The organism is Aquimarina sp. BL5, from assembly GCF_003443675.1.
Taxonomy (GTDB): Bacteria; Bacteroidota; Bacteroidia; order Flavobacteriales; family Flavobacteriaceae; genus Aquimarina.
This window is the reverse complement of record NZ_CP031963.1, coordinates 3869906-3883846: the sequence shown is the minus strand read 5'-3', so window position 1 is coordinate 3883846 and position 13941 is coordinate 3869906. Positions and strand designations below refer to the sequence as shown.

The window sequence follows — 13941 nt, the reverse complement described above, 5'->3', positions numbered from 1 at the left end:
TGATCATTTTTTTGACCAAAAAATAAATTTTAGACATATTTTGTTTGAAAAGATAACGAATACGTCAAAATTGAGAACTTACTTTTTGATGTATTTACTACATTCGCATCAAAGTTATCAAAATAATCAATAAGCATGCGAAAGATACTGGTCATTGGTGCAGGTAAATCCACTGCGGTTTTAATTAAATATTTTCAGGATAAATCCGAATCTGAAAATTTACACATTATTATCGGGGACGTTTCCGTTGAGAATGCTCGAACACTTGCAGCAGATCATCCTAATACTACTCCTATCAAGTTAGATGTTTTTGACAAAAACTCGAGAGAAGACACAATTAAAAATGCTGACATTGTAGTATCTATGCTTCCAGCAAGATTCCATATAGAAGTAGCCAAAGACTGCCTTAGATTCGAAAAATCTTTGGTCACCGCCTCTTATGTAAGCAAAGAGATGCAAGAGCTTCATGAAGAAGTAAAGAAAAAAGGTCTTGTTTTTATGAATGAGATTGGTGTAGATCCTGGGATTGATCATATGAGTGCAATGCAGGTTATTGACCGGATACGAAATCAAGGAGGAAAAATTATATTATTTGAATCTTTTACAGGAGGATTGGTAGCTCCTGAAAGTGACAACAATCTATGGCGTTATAAATTTACATGGAATCCCAGAAACGTAGTAGTTGCTGGACAGGGTGGGGCTGCAGAATTCTTACAAGAAGGAGCCTATAAATACATCCCTTATCATAAATTATTCAGAAGAACCGAATTCCTAGAAGTAGAAGAATACGGTCGTTTTGAAGCATATGCTAATAGAAACTCCTTAAAATATCAAAGCATTTATGGACTCAATGATATTTTAACTCTTTATCGAGGAACCATAAGAAGAGTTGGATTTTCTAAAGCCTGGAACATTTTTGTGCAATTAGGTATGACAGCTGATGATTATACATTAGCAAACTCTGAACATATGAGTTACCGAGATTTTACAAACTCATTTCTTGCTTACTCTCCAACAGATTCTGTAGAGTTAAAGCTTCGTCATTATTTAAAAATTGATCAGGACGATATTATCTGGGACAAACTAATAGAGCTAGATATCTTTAATACTGATAAAAAAGTAGGAATTCCTAACGCGACACCTGCTCAGATTTTACAGAAAATACTAATGGACAAATGGACCTTAAATGACGGAGACAAAGATATGATCGTAATGTATCATAAATTTGGATATGAACTTGATGGAGAACGCAAACAGATAGACGCAACAATGGTATGTATTGGCAAGGATCAAAAGTACACAGCTATGGCCAGAACTGTTGGATTACCAGTTGCCATGGCTGCATTAAGAATTTTGAACAAGGAAATTACATCTCCTGGGGTACAGATACCGATCCGAGAAGAAATATACACTCCAATCCTTAAGGAATTAGAGGAATACGGCATTGAATTTAAAGAAAAAGAATGTGAGTATTTAGGATACAATCCTGACGGTGTAAAAGGATAATCTTATAAAAAGTTTCAATTTTAAATCTTATCCTCTATTTTTGATTATTAATTGTAATCTATCTTTTTATGAAAGGTCAATATGGTAGTGTAAAAATAGATGGTATTGACAAAGAAATTCTTCGTAATCTTATGGAAGATGCCCGAAGGCCTATCTTAGAAATTGCAAGAAAGATTGGAATTTCTGGCGCAGCCATTCATCAAAGATTAAGAAAACTAGAAGGTTCTGGCCTTATTGCTGGATCCAAATTTATTATAGATCCAAAAGTATTAGGATATAAAACCATGGCCTTTGTAGGAGTATATCTAGATAAAGCGGTTAGCAACCCTAAAGCAGTTAAACAATTGAAAGACATTCCTGAAGTAATTGAATGTCACTACACTACAGGAAACTGGTCTATATTCATTAAAATTCTCTGTAGAGATAATGAACACCTAATGAATGTATTGAATAAAGAAATTCAGGCAATTGAAGGCGTATCTAGAACAGAAACATTTATTTCACTAGACCAACAAATCAATAGACAGATTAAAATATAGTGCATGAAATACCTTCAAGACTTTAAAATCTCAAAGGTATTTTTACTATTAATCTCTTCTTCCTAAAAACATAGAAACAAAGTAAAGCAATGTAGCTAAAGAGCCTAACGCAGCCACCAAATAAGTCCTTGCAGCCCATTTTAAAGCATCTTTCGCCCCATCATACTCGTTACTTGTTACCATATTTGCATTTTCCAACCAAGCTAAAGCTCTATTACTAGCATCATATTCCACAGGAAGTGTTATAAAAGTAAATAAAGTTGTAACAGCGAATAATATTATTCCAACCAAGAAAATTAAATTTCCGAATGCATTACCGGCAACTGACAAACCTAAACCTACCATTATTACAATATTGGACAATTTACTAGAAATCCCCACTGCAGGAACAATCTTAGATCTAAGCGTTAACCAACTATAAGCAGTAGCGTGCTGAACAGCGTGACCCACTTCATGAGCGGCAACAGCAGCTGCAGCTGCATTTCTTTGATTATACACTCCTTCACTCAAATTCACTGTTTTATTCCTTGGATTGTAGTGATCTGTTAACATCCCTGGTGTAGAAATTACTTTTACATCTCGTATTCCATTATCTTCTAACATTTTTGTAGCAATCTCTGCCCCGCTCATTCCATTCTGCAAACGCACATTAGAATAATGCTTAAACTTGCTTTTTAGTTTATTACTAACGAATGAACTTACCAGAAAGATAATTCCCGCTATGACATAATATCCCATCATAATTAAAAACTTTTTTTATTATTAAAGTTACAATAATAAAAGCAAAAACCTCGCCATAAAGACGAGGTTTTCAGTTAAATAAACTTGAGTTAGCCAATAAGTCGAGTTTAACTTAAATAGTTATTTACATCTTCCAAAGGAAGGTTAAATGCTTCTGAAATAGCTGGATACACTACATCTCCGTTGATTACGTTTAATCCTTTTTTAAGTGGTTCGTTATCTGCACAAGCAGCTTTCCAACCTTTGTTTGCTAATTGTACCGCATATGACAAAGTAACATTAGTTAATGCCAAAGTCGAAGTATAAGGTACTGCTCCTGGCATATTAGCCACTGAATAATGTACTACATCATCAATAATATAAACCGGATCTTGATGTGTAGTAGGTTTTGTAGTCTCAAAACAACCACCTTGATCTACTGCCACATCTACCAATACTGTTCCAGCACGCATATCCTTTAGCATATCACGAGTGATAAGTTTTGGCGCTTTCGCTCCTGGTATTAATACACCTCCAACGATTAAATCAGAAGTCTTTATATGTTCACGAATTGTATATTCATTAGAAAATTCAGTATTCACATTGGCAGGCATTACATCATCTAGATAACGTAATCTCTTCATACTAATATCTAGAATTGTTACATCTGCACCCATTCCTGCTGCCATTTTTGCAGCCTGAGTACCAACAACACCTCCACCAAGCACTAATACTTTGGCAGGAGCAACTCCAGGAACACCTCCAAGAAGAATTCCTCTTCCTTTTAACGGTTTTTCTAAATATTTCGCTCCTTGCTGGATAGACATACGCCCAGCCACTTCACTCATTGGTGTAAGTAATGGTAAACTACGATCAGGATCTTCAACAGTTTCATAAGAAATACAAACCGACCCACTCTCTATCATTGCTTTTGTTAAAGGCTCGCTTGAAGCAAAATGAAAGTAAGTGAATATTAATTGATCTTTCTTGATCAATTTATATTCTGGCTCTATAGGCTCCTTCACCTTTATAATCATCTCCGCAGTCTGATACACCTCTTCTATAGTAGGTAATATCTTTGCTCCTGCACCGATATATTCATCATCACTAAAACCACTCTGAAGACCAGCATCTTGCTGAATGAAAACAGTGTGACCATGACTAACGAGTGCCATTGTTCCAGCAGGTGTTACACCCACTCTGTTCTCGTTATTCTTGATTTCCTTAGGAACACCAATTATCATATTCTTAATTTTTGGTCGAAAATAAATTTTTTATTGAAATAAAACAATAAAATAGGCCTAAAAAATATCTTATCTGTAATTTAAAGAAATACACTGAAATTTGTTAAAAAACGATCAGAATTAGCAATTTCTTTTAGTTTTTGTAGCGGAATTTAAAATAAAGCAGCAAAAATCCAGATATAGCCGTAACAAAGTTTGCCAAAATTACAGGCAGACTATCTATCAAATACCCATAAACCAACCAACAAAGCACTCCACTTTCAAAAATTAACAACATTGACATCGATAAACTTTCTGCAGATTTCGTCTTCCAAGTTTTATAAACTTGTGGTAAAAAAGCAGCTGTTGTTAATATCGCTGCTATTAATCCAAGAATTTCTACTGGGTTGATCATATACTATTTTGAGAAAAACATCTACCTAAAAAAACAGCGTCAGTTTGAGTGTCCGCCTCGGGCGAATGTATCGAAAACCAGTTGTTTTTGATCAAAAGCCTAATCTCGATACAATCTCAATCAAAATTGGGATCACTCCTTTGACAACTTTTTATTATACAATGTTTCGTTTACCCAACTACATTGACAATCTTACCTGGTACCACGATCACTTTTTTAGGTGTTCTACCATCAAGTTGTTGTTGTGTTTTTTCATGCGCCATTACAGCTGCTTCGATATCTTCTTTGCTTAAATCTAAAGATAACTCCATCATAAAACGCATTTTACCATTAAATGAAATAGGATATTGCTTTGTACTTTCTACCAAATGCTTTTCTTCAAAAACCGGAAATGATGCTGTAGCAATTGATTCATTATGTCCTAATTTATTCCATAGCTCTTCTGCTATATGTGGAGCATACGGAGAAACCAATATCAATAATGGTTCTAAAATTGCTCTGGAATTACATTTCTGAGCAGTTAATTCATTTACTGCAATCATAAAAGTACTCACCGAAGTATTAAAAGAGAAATTCTCTATATCTTCTTCTACCTTTTTAATGGTTTTATGTAATGTCTTTAAGTTATCTTTTGTGGGTTCTGAATCAGTCACACCAAACACATCTCCATTATGGTAGAGTTTCCATAATCTCTTTAAGAATCCATGCACACCAGTAATTCCTGCTGTATTCCAAGGTTTTGCTTGCTCTAATGGTCCTAAAAACATTTCATATAGTCGTAAACTATCTGCTCCATATTGATCACAAATACCATCTGGGTTTACTACATTAAACCATCTTTTGGACATTTTTTCAACTTCTCTCCCAACAATATACTTACCATGTTCAAGTTCGAACTCAGCATCCATAAACTGTGGTTGCCAATTCTTTAAATCCTCAGGCAATAATTCATCAGAGGAATTTATCATATTAACATCCACACGAAGCTCTTCTACATCATATTGATCTTTTAATCCTTTGGAAACATATTTATTTGTACCGCTAACTCTATAAACAATAGCACTTGTTCCCAAAATCATTCCCTGATTGATCAGTTTCTTTGCAAATTCATCAACTGGTACAACACTTCTATCAAATAAAAATTTCTGCCAAAAACGCGCATATAATAAATGACCCGTTGCGTGCTCACTTCCTCCTATATATAGATCAACTTCTTTCCAGTAATTAATTGCATCTTGTGAAAAAACCTCATCTTCATTATTAGGATCCATATACCTATTAAAGTAATAAGAACTTCCTGCCCAACCTGGCATGGTATTTAATTCCAAAGGAAAAACAGTTGTATTATCTATTAAATCATTAGAAACTACTTCATTCTTTTCGGTGTCCCAAGCCCAAACATCCGCGCGACCTAATGGCGGTTCACCAGTTTCGGTTGGTAAATATTTTTCTACTTCAGGTAATTCGATTGGTAAATGTTTTAGATCAATCATCTGTGGCATACCGTCTACATAATATACTGGAAATGGTTCTCCCCAATAGCGCTGACGACTAAATACTGCATCACGTAATCTATAATTGATTTTACCTTTTCCTTGACCTAGTTTTTCTAACTCATAAATCGCAGTTTTTACTGCTTTTTTATATTTCAAACCATCTAAAAAGTCCGAATTGGTAATGATTGTTTCGTCTTTATCCGCAAACGCTTCTTCAGAAATATCTACTCCTTCAAAAATATTAGGAATATCAATCTCAAAGTGTTTTGCAAAATCATAATCACGTTGGTCTCCACAAGGTACTGCCATTACAGCTCCTGTACCGTATCCAGCTAACACATAATCTCCAATCCAGATTGGAACTGGTTCTTTAGTAAATGGATGTTCAGCGTAAGCTCCTGTAAACACGCCACTAATAGTTTTTACATCCGCCATACGATCACGTTCACTACGTTTCGCAGTTGCTTCTATATATGCATCTATTTCGGCTTTTTGCTCTGGAGTTGTAATTTTAGCTACTAATTCATGTTCGGGAGCCAATGTCATAAAACTCACACCAAAGATAGTATCAGGACGTGTAGTAAAAACATCGATCACTTCATCATGACCTTTTACACGAAACGTCACACTTGCTCCTTCAGAACGACCTATCCAATTGGTTTGAGAATCTTTTAATGGCTGAGGCCAATCAATCGTATTTAATCCATCCAGTAAACGTTGTGCATATGCAGAAATACGCATACTCCATTGTGTCATCTTTTTACGGATCACTGGATAACCACCACGTTCGGAAACTCCGTTTACGATTTCATCGTTGGCTAACACTGTTCCTAATTGTGGACACCAGTTCACCTCTGTTTCTGCTAAATACGTTAATCTATATTTTAATAAAACCTCTTGTTTGTCTTTTGATGAAAAAGCATTCCAATCAGCAGCAGTAAATTCTGCTATATCTTCATCACATACTGCATTAACATTTGGATTCCCTTCTTTAGAAAACAACTCTTCTAACTCACTAATCGGTCTTGCTTTATCCGCATCATTATCATACCAAGAATTAAAAAGCTCTGTAAAGATCCATTGTGTCCATTTATAAAACTTAGGATCGCTGGTTTTTACTTCACGACTCCAATCAAAAGAAAATCCAATTTTATCTAATTGCTGGCGATAACGAGCAATATTATCTTTGGTAGTGATTGCAGGATGTTGACCTGTTTGGATCGCATACTGCTCTGCAGGCAACCCAAATGAGTCATATCCTTGTGGGTGTAATACGTTAAATCCTTTGTGACGCTTATATCTTGCATAAATATCACTGGCAATATATCCTAATGGATGCCCAACGTGTAGTCCTGCTCCAGAAGGATAAGGAAACATGTCTAGCACATAGTATTTTGGTTTATCGCTGTTATTTTCAGCTTTAAACGTTCCATTCTCTGCCCAATAGGCTTGCCATCTGGCTTCAATCGTATTAAAATCGTAACTCATCATCTGAAATTAAGACCGCAAATTTACGATTTTTGTTATACCTCTAATACTATTGAGAGTTTATAAATTGATAAAAAATAAACGAATCCTGAATTTGTTCGATTGTTAATAACGATTGTTCGCGAAGTATTAGGGAAAATGTACTTATAAGCTGCCTAATTGGTTTTTTCGATAATAAACAAGATTCCTATAAAATCAAAGTATATTTTTTCATTCTTATATTGAATTACAAATCTTTGTATTCCTTCATCATTTGGCAGTTGGATGAATTCAATTTCATTTTTATTCAAAACTTTCCATCTATAACTATACAATCCAATGAATGGTTCGACATCTTTGTCATTTTCTGATAGACTTTTCTTGTCCCTATATATTAATTCTTTAGATGCCAAAAATTCAATCGAAGCATCAATATACCTTTTTTTCAAGTCTTTATCTTCTTCAGATCTAGATTCAATATTGCCATAGCAACTTGTGATTTGACTATTATTAATAACATCTTTAATAATCCATTTCCCTATAATATCTGTTTCCATTAATTGTGGATATAGATTTTCAATACAAAATAATAACAAGGCATATAATAGTAATCTCATAAATTTGAGACGAAAAACAAGCAATTCTGTTACGAATCGGCTTTTAGACAGTTATTCCCGACTATCTAATATTTGGAAAAACTATTTAACCTCATTTCTAGCTTTTGCTTCCATTGGCTGTAAACAACTATAAATAAATGCATTTGTAGGTGTCTCTAGGTCTAGTTTTTTACCTTCTTTTACAATAAAACCATTAAAATTATCTAACTCTGAAGGTCTCCCTTCCATAATATCTCTTTGGGTAGAGGCAGTTGCATCAAAAGGTTGTTTGCCAATAAAAGTCATGATTCCATCTACAATAGCCAAAGGCATTTCAATTCCTTTGGCTATAGCTATCTGATAAATCTCAGTAGCTGTCGCTCTGAGCATATTATTCAATTCAGGATGCGCATATATTTCTCCGATTGTTGCTCTGGTGAGCGCTCCTAAACCGCTAACAGTAGTGATGAACATAAATTTGCTCCATATATCTATCTGGATATCCTCAGAAATCTTGTTCTTAAATCCTGCTTTATCAAAAACAGCTTTCACCTTTTGTAAACGATCAGATCTACTTTTATCCAGTTCTCCAAAAATAACTTCGGGCGTATGTCCAAAATGCGAAATAACTCCTGGAACTTCAATTTTACTGTAGATCTTACACAATCCCCCAAGTACATGTTTTTTATCAATCACAGATTGTACTTTTTCTGCATTATCCGCGCCATTCTGTAGTGGAATTACAATGGTATCTTCTTTCAGGATTGGTTTAATAAATTCGGAAGCTTCCTGAACTTGCCAGGATTTGGTACAGATTAAAATCAAATCTGCTTTTTCAATTTTGTAGATATCATCGGTAATTAAAAAAGGCCCGGTCTCGAAATCTCCATCAATACTTTTAACCTGTAACCCACTCCGAAGTATCGCTTCTAGATGCTTTCCTCTCGCAATCATCGATACTTTTTGGCCAGAATTGGCAATTTTTCCTCCAAAATACCCTCCAACCCCACCAATACCTATAATAACTGTATGCATATTCTTTTTAGATAAATTAGATCGCTCTACTCTTAGAAATTTAGGTAATCCCAGTATTCGTTTTATGAAATATAATCTTTATTGTGATTTCAAAAAATTTTAATCCCTGTTAGACGTTACCTTTATAAATCAAAGTTAATTAAAACATCATAATAAACAGATCTTGCACTATAGCAAGATTAATTCTGAAATGAGATACATTTTAGAATTAAAAGTCTCATTAACTTTATTATTTTTACCTACAAAACAAATTTTTATGAGTTCATCTTTTGAAAAATATCAGAAACGTAGACTAATTTCCTCGTATTTCTCTGTGGTTATTAGTATTTCTCTGGTACTTTTTTTATTAGGTTTACTAGGGCTTTTGGTATTGAATACAAAAAAAGTTGCTGATCATTTTAAAGAAAAAATTGCACTTACCATTTATTTAAAAGATACTGCCAAAGAAGTTGAGATCAAACAAATGGAAAAAAGCTTAGCGCTATCAGAATATACAAAATCGACTACTTACATCTCTAAAGATGAAGCTGCGGAAGAACATAGCAAGGACATTGGAGAAAATTTTATGGATTTTCTTGGATACAACCCTCTTCAGAATTCGATTGACGTATATCTAAAAGCCGATTTTGTAGATCAGGTAAAGATTGATGAAATCACAACATCTATTACTAAAAAAGATTTTGTTGATGAAGTAACTTATGATAAGCCATTGATCTCTCTATTAAATGATAACATCAAGAAAATAAGTTTTTGGGCACTATTAATTAGTGGAATTTTTACTTTTATCGCTGTACTTCTTATCAATAGTTCCATTCGACTTTCTGTATATTCTAAACGTTTTATTATTAAAACCATGCAGATGGTAGGCGCTACCAAAAGATTTATTCGCAGGCCTTTTGTTTGGAAAAGTGTTCGTTTGGGAATGATCGGAGCCATTCTTGCTCTCATTGGAGTTGCAGTCGTTTTATATTATCTCGACAAAGCTTTCCCAGAATTAGCATTGCTTAGTGACAAAATATTGCTAATTGGTTTATTTGGAGGAGTTTTTGGAGTAGGTGTTTTGATCACCTGGATAAGTACATTTTTTGCTACACAACGTTTTCTGAATCTCAGAACTGATGAATTGTATTATTAGAATTTATGGAACCATTATATTGGAACGTTGATCCAGAAATTACTACTCTCTTTGGTGTTTTTCCAATAAAGTATTACGGATTATTTTTTGTTACTGGACTATTGTTAAGTTATACCATTCTAAAAAAGATATTTCTTTCGGAAAACATTCCATTAAAAAACCTAGACACTCTTACCAATTACGTATTTATTGGCACTTTGGTTGGAGCAAGATTAGGACATTGTTTATTTTATGATTTTGCATATTTCTGGCAACACCCTTTAGAAATTTTCCTTCCATTCAAAATATCATCAGAAGGTTGGGATTTCACAGGTTTTGCTGGCCTGGCTAGTCACGGTGGCGCAATTGGAATTTTGATTGCTATCACATTGTTTGTCATAAAGACCAAAACTCCTTTCTTATGGATCATGGATAAAGTAAGCATCGTCATCCCAATTGGATGTGCCTTTATTCGTTTTGGAAATTTTATGAATTCTGAAATCTATGGAAAACCTACAAATCGTAACTATGGAGTAGTTTTTGTAAAAGATGATTTAATCACTAGACATCCAACTCAATTATATGAAGCCTTTTCTTTTCTAGCTATCTTTGTTATACTCTGGTATCTTAACAAAAAGAAGATTTTCTTTCATCAAAATGGGGTAGTTTTTGGGATATTTTTAATTTTAATGTTCTCAGCAAGATTCATTATCGAATTCTCTAAAGAAAATCAGGTAGCTTTTGAAGATACTATGACATTAAATATGGGACAATTATTAAGTATTCCTTTTATCATAGTGGGAATTATTTTGATAACACTTAGAATATTAAAAAAAGAAGCAGCAACTTCTTAAAGTTAATAATTATGCAAAAAACCGGTAAAATATTCTTTTCTGTATCCTTTGTACTATTTGTTATTTTTATGTGGATGATGATTCAGACTTTTAAACCTATACGCAATGTACAACCAGATGAAGTCATCGAAATTAAAGGAAAAGTAACAAAAATAGAAGAAGGTAGTGGTTTTGATATTGCCATAACGCTAGAAAATGACAGTCATTACTATTACATTAATCGCGGATTGCAATATGGACTAACGATAGAAGAATTACAAAAGGAGTTATTAAATAAAAACGTTACTTTGTATCCTATTCATAGATGGACTATATTTACACGCGACAAGATTATGGGACATATCTCAAAATTAATGATCGAAGATCGCGTTATTTTTAATGAACTTAATAATGACATTCATGAGCAAACAATCCAATAATAATATAGAACATAAACCAGATTTCGTCTTTGGAAAAAAGAACTATGTAGTGATGGCGATCGGTATTGCTGTAATTGCCTTAGGATTTATTCTTATGGCTGGAGGAGGAAGTGACGACCCTAATGTCTTTAACCCTGATATCTACAATTTCAGAAGGATTAGACTAGCACCTACAGTTGTTTTAATTGGTTTTGGAATAGAAGTATATGCTATTTTATTAAACCCTGATAAGAAGAAAAATCAGTAATTAAACAATTTATCTTCTGGTAATTATATATTTGCATCGAATTTTATAAATCCTTCCTTATGGAGACTATTGATGCGATTATTTTAGGCGTTATTCAAGGACTTACAGAGTTTCTGCCTGTTTCTTCTAGTGGTCATTTAGAATTAGGAAAAGCTATTCTAGGGGATAAAAGTGTACCCGAAGAATCACTACTTTTTACGGTTGTTTTACATTTTGCTACAGCACTAAGTACTATAGTAGTCTTTAGAAAAGACATCTGGGAAATCATTAAAGGACTTCTGAAATTCAAAAAAAATGAAGAAACAATGTTCTCTTTAAGGATTATTGTTTCTATGATTCCTGCAGTTATTATCGGTTTATTTTTTGAAGAACAATTAGAACAACTTTTTGGCGGAAACATCATGTTCGTAGGTTTCATGCTAATTATCACTGCCATCCTACTTTGGTTAGCTGATAAAGCCAAGAACACAGCAAAAATAGTTACAACTCCCAATGCATTTGTTATCGGAATTGCTCAAGCGATAGCGATGTTGCCCGGAATTTCGAGAAGTGGTGCTACTATTTCTACCTCCGTATTACTAGGAAATGACAAAACCAAAGCGGCTAGATTTTCATTCTTAATGGTAATTCCTTTAATTTTTGGTAAAATTGGTAAAGACCTGTTAAGTGGGGATCTTACCGTTTCTGCAGAAAATAGTACACCTTTGATTCTAGGCTTTATTGCAGCGTTTATTTCTGGTCTTTTTGCCTGTACTTGGATGATTTCCTTGGTAAAAAAGAGTAAATTATCATATTTTGCCTTATATTGTATTGTTGTTGGTGTTGTAGCCATCATCTTTGGTTTTATTAAATAGTCCCCAATAATGCTAACCGAACAAGATTATAAAGATGGTCAAATTCTTTTGATCGATAAGCCTCTACAATGGACATCCTTTCAGGTTGTTAACAAACTGCGTTGGTTAATTCGTAAAAATTTTGGGATCAAAAAAATCAAAGTAGGACACGCAGGAACATTAGACCCTCTTGCTTCGGGATTACTTATCATCTGTACCGGTAAATTCACAAAACGAATCCAAGAATTTATGGGACAAACTAAAGAATATACAGGAACCATTACATTAGGAGCAACTACTCCTTCTTATGATTTAGAAACGGAAATCGATAAAACTTTTGCTATCGATCACATTTCTGAAGAAGTTATAAAAACAACCACCGAACAATTTATTGGTGAAATCGAACAATACCCTCCGATTTTTTCAGCTTTAAAAAAAGATGGAAAACGATTATACGAATACGCTCGTCAGGGTGAGGAAGTTGAAATACCAGCAAGAAAAATTACTATTTCAGCGTTTGAAATTACCAGAATCGAATTACCTGAGATTGATTTTAGAGTAGTTTGCGGAAAAGGAACTTATATTAGATCATTGGCGCACGATTTTGGAAAAGCACTACAAAGTGGAGGTCATTTAAGTGTTTTAAGAAGAACCAAAATAGGAGAATTCTCTGTGGATGATGCAATAAGCCCGCAAGTGTTTGAAAATCAGTTGCACTCGGAAATTGAAACTACATAAAATATTGTAGAAAAAAAGAAGTTATAGATACCTATGGAATTTATAGAAAAACATAAAGCTTTAATTATCACATCCATGCTAATGGGTATTTTTGTGTTGTCACTCTATAATATAAATATGGTGAACAAGAGAAAGCAGCAATCCGAAATTCTGATGGAAATTCCGGAAGAATTGATGGAGGAACTTACTAAAGAGGAAGAACCCGAAACACCACCAGAAGAAGAACGAGAACTCATTGCTTCTAAAAGAACTCATGATGCATTTAATGAAGATTTTGAGGATTCAGAGGATTTCGAACAAAGAATAAAATCTCTTACGGAGACAGAAGAAGCAACAGAAGAAGCATCTAACAATGATCAATTAACAGAAGGTCAAGAGGCTATCAATGAAGACATCACCAGCGAAGAAGTTCCTGTGGATAAAAAAGAAGAGAAACCAATACCTGAAGAAGTTAATAATAGAAATAGCTCTGTTACTTTTATATTAAAAGGTAGAGAAAAGAAAGATATCCCAAATCCCATTTATACCTGTAATGGTAGTGGGAAAGTAGTAGTAAAAATTGAGGTAAATCAGAACGGTTATGTCATTGATGCTAAGATTGACAAAAAGAAATCCACGACCAGAAACGAGTGCCTCTTTGATAATGCATTAGACTATGCACAAGATGCATTATTTTCATCTTCAGAAATGAAAGAACAAAAAGGTTTTATCACGTATTACTTTAACTACGGAGGTTAAT

The 13941-nt window shown here is 33.9% G+C and carries 15 protein-coding genes; 9 read left to right on the top strand and 6 right to left on the bottom strand.

The window, feature by feature from the left end; all coding sequences use genetic code 11:
• Positions 1–135 precede the first annotated feature (135 nt).
• Together D1818_RS16230 and D1818_RS16225 are read left to right on the top strand one after the other, a co-directional pair.
• Positions 136–1506, top strand: coding sequence for a saccharopine dehydrogenase family protein (locus tag D1818_RS16230; protein WP_118460028.1), 1371 nt, complete (start codon positions 136–138; stop codon positions 1504–1506).
• A gap of 68 nt (positions 1507–1574) precedes the next feature.
• Positions 1575–2045 carry an Lrp/AsnC ligand binding domain-containing protein gene (locus D1818_RS16225; protein WP_118460027.1) on the top strand — a complete coding sequence of 157 codons (471 nt, stop codon included), beginning with the start codon at positions 1575–1577 and terminating at the stop codon, positions 2043–2045.
• A 48-nt stretch (positions 2046–2093) separates the two neighbouring features.
• Here D1818_RS16225 and D1818_RS16220 read toward each other — a convergent pair whose 3' ends face one another.
• From D1818_RS16220 to D1818_RS16195, 6 genes are all read right to left on the bottom strand, one after another.
• Positions 2094–2786: a zinc metallopeptidase gene (locus D1818_RS16220; RefSeq protein WP_118460026.1), complete on the bottom strand. Its 693-nt coding sequence runs from the start codon at positions 2784–2786 to the stop codon at positions 2094–2096.
• 107 nt (positions 2787–2893) lie between these two features.
• Positions 2894–4009, bottom strand: coding sequence for an alanine dehydrogenase (ald, locus tag D1818_RS16215; protein ID WP_118460025.1), 1116 nt, complete (start codon positions 4007–4009; stop codon positions 2894–2896).
• Positions 4010–4142: 133 nt separating this feature from the next.
• A complete protein-coding gene (locus tag D1818_RS16210) occupies positions 4143–4403 on the bottom strand; it encodes a SemiSWEET family sugar transporter (RefSeq protein ID WP_118460024.1) in 261 nt (86 codons plus the stop codon).
• Between the two features lie 170 nt (positions 4404–4573).
• The gene (leuS, locus tag D1818_RS16205) at positions 4574–7387 is read right to left on the bottom strand and encodes a leucine--tRNA ligase (protein WP_118460023.1); all 2814 of its coding nucleotides are present in this window, start codon (positions 7385–7387) and stop codon (positions 4574–4576) included.
• A gap of 155 nt (positions 7388–7542) precedes the next feature.
• A complete protein-coding gene (locus tag D1818_RS16200; protein WP_147406100.1) occupies positions 7543–7983 on the bottom strand; it encodes a hypothetical protein in 441 nt (146 codons plus the stop codon).
• Positions 7984–8064: 81 nt separating this feature from the next.
• Positions 8065–8997: a ketopantoate reductase family protein gene (locus tag D1818_RS16195; protein ID WP_118460021.1), complete on the bottom strand. Its 933-nt coding sequence runs from the start codon at positions 8995–8997 to the stop codon at positions 8065–8067.
• 256 nt (positions 8998–9253) lie between these two features.
• On the opposite strand from D1818_RS16195, the gene D1818_RS16190 reads away from it, so the two are divergent.
• Genes D1818_RS16190 through D1818_RS16160 form a run of 7 tightly spaced genes read left to right on the top strand, consistent with a single transcriptional unit; the run spans position 9254 to position 13940 of the window.
• On the top strand, positions 9254–10132 hold the full coding sequence (locus tag D1818_RS16190) for an ABC transporter permease (RefSeq protein WP_118463826.1): 879 nt from the start codon (positions 9254–9256) through the stop codon (positions 10130–10132).
• 5 nt (positions 10133–10137) lie between these two features.
• Positions 10138–10965 (top strand): prolipoprotein diacylglyceryl transferase, encoded by an 828-nt coding sequence (lgt, locus tag D1818_RS16185; protein ID WP_118460020.1) that lies wholly within the window; start codon positions 10138–10140, stop codon positions 10963–10965.
• Between the two features lie 11 nt (positions 10966–10976).
• Positions 10977–11384 carry a hypothetical protein gene (locus tag D1818_RS16180; RefSeq protein ID WP_118460019.1) on the top strand — a complete coding sequence of 136 codons (408 nt, stop codon included), beginning with the start codon at positions 10977–10979 and terminating at the stop codon, positions 11382–11384.
• Positions 11365–11631: a DUF3098 domain-containing protein gene (locus D1818_RS16175; protein ID WP_118460018.1), complete on the top strand. Its 267-nt coding sequence runs from the start codon at positions 11365–11367 to the stop codon at positions 11629–11631. Before D1818_RS16180 ends, D1818_RS16175 begins: the two co-directional genes overlap by 20 nt.
• Before the next feature lie 59 nt (positions 11632–11690).
• On the top strand, positions 11691–12485 hold the full coding sequence (locus D1818_RS16170) for an undecaprenyl-diphosphate phosphatase (protein ID WP_118460017.1): 795 nt from the start codon (positions 11691–11693) through the stop codon (positions 12483–12485).
• A 9-nt stretch (positions 12486–12494) separates the two neighbouring features.
• The gene (truB, locus tag D1818_RS16165) at positions 12495–13202 is read left to right on the top strand and encodes a tRNA pseudouridine(55) synthase TruB (protein ID WP_118460016.1); all 708 of its coding nucleotides are present in this window, start codon (positions 12495–12497) and stop codon (positions 13200–13202) included.
• 33 nt (positions 13203–13235) lie between these two features.
• Entirely contained in the window at positions 13236–13940 is a 705-nt protein-coding gene (locus D1818_RS16160; RefSeq protein ID WP_118460015.1) for a hypothetical protein, read from the top strand.
• Position 13941: the final 1 nt, after the last annotated feature.

Bases quoted from the DNA above. Each gene is read 5' to 3' on its own strand.
- D1818_RS16230 (WP_118460028.1), top strand. From the start codon at position 136: ATGCGAAAGATACTGGTCATTGGTGCAGGTAAATCCACTGCGGTTTTA.
- D1818_RS16225 (WP_118460027.1), top strand. From the start codon at position 1,575: ATGAAAGGTCAATATGGTAGTGTAAAAATAGATGGTATTGACAAAGAA.
- D1818_RS16220 (WP_118460026.1), bottom strand. From the start codon at position 2,786: ATGATGGGATATTATGTCATAGCGGGAATTATCTTTCTGGTAAGTTCA.
- ald (WP_118460025.1), bottom strand. From the start codon at position 4,009: ATGATAATTGGTGTTCCTAAGGAAATCAAGAATAACGAGAACAGAGTG.
- D1818_RS16210 (WP_118460024.1), bottom strand. From the start codon at position 4,403: ATGATCAACCCAGTAGAAATTCTTGGATTAATAGCAGCGATATTAACA.
- leuS (WP_118460023.1), bottom strand. From the start codon at position 7,387: ATGAGTTACGATTTTAATACGATTGAAGCCAGATGGCAAGCCTATTGG.
- D1818_RS16200 (WP_147406100.1), bottom strand. From the start codon at position 7,983: ATGAGATTACTATTATATGCCTTGTTATTATTTTGTATTGAAAATCTA.
- D1818_RS16195 (WP_118460021.1), bottom strand. From the start codon at position 8,997: ATGCATACAGTTATTATAGGTATTGGTGGGGTTGGAGGGTATTTTGGA.
- D1818_RS16190 (WP_118463826.1), top strand. From the start codon at position 9,254: ATGAGTTCATCTTTTGAAAAATATCAGAAACGTAGACTAATTTCCTCG.
- lgt (WP_118460020.1), top strand. From the start codon at position 10,138: ATGGAACCATTATATTGGAACGTTGATCCAGAAATTACTACTCTCTTT.
- D1818_RS16180 (WP_118460019.1), top strand. From the start codon at position 10,977: ATGCAAAAAACCGGTAAAATATTCTTTTCTGTATCCTTTGTACTATTT.
- D1818_RS16175 (WP_118460018.1), top strand. From the start codon at position 11,365: ATGAGCAAACAATCCAATAATAATATAGAACATAAACCAGATTTCGTC.
- D1818_RS16170 (WP_118460017.1), top strand. From the start codon at position 11,691: ATGGAGACTATTGATGCGATTATTTTAGGCGTTATTCAAGGACTTACA.
- truB (WP_118460016.1), top strand. From the start codon at position 12,495: ATGCTAACCGAACAAGATTATAAAGATGGTCAAATTCTTTTGATCGAT.
- D1818_RS16160 (WP_118460015.1), top strand. From the start codon at position 13,236: ATGGAATTTATAGAAAAACATAAAGCTTTAATTATCACATCCATGCTA.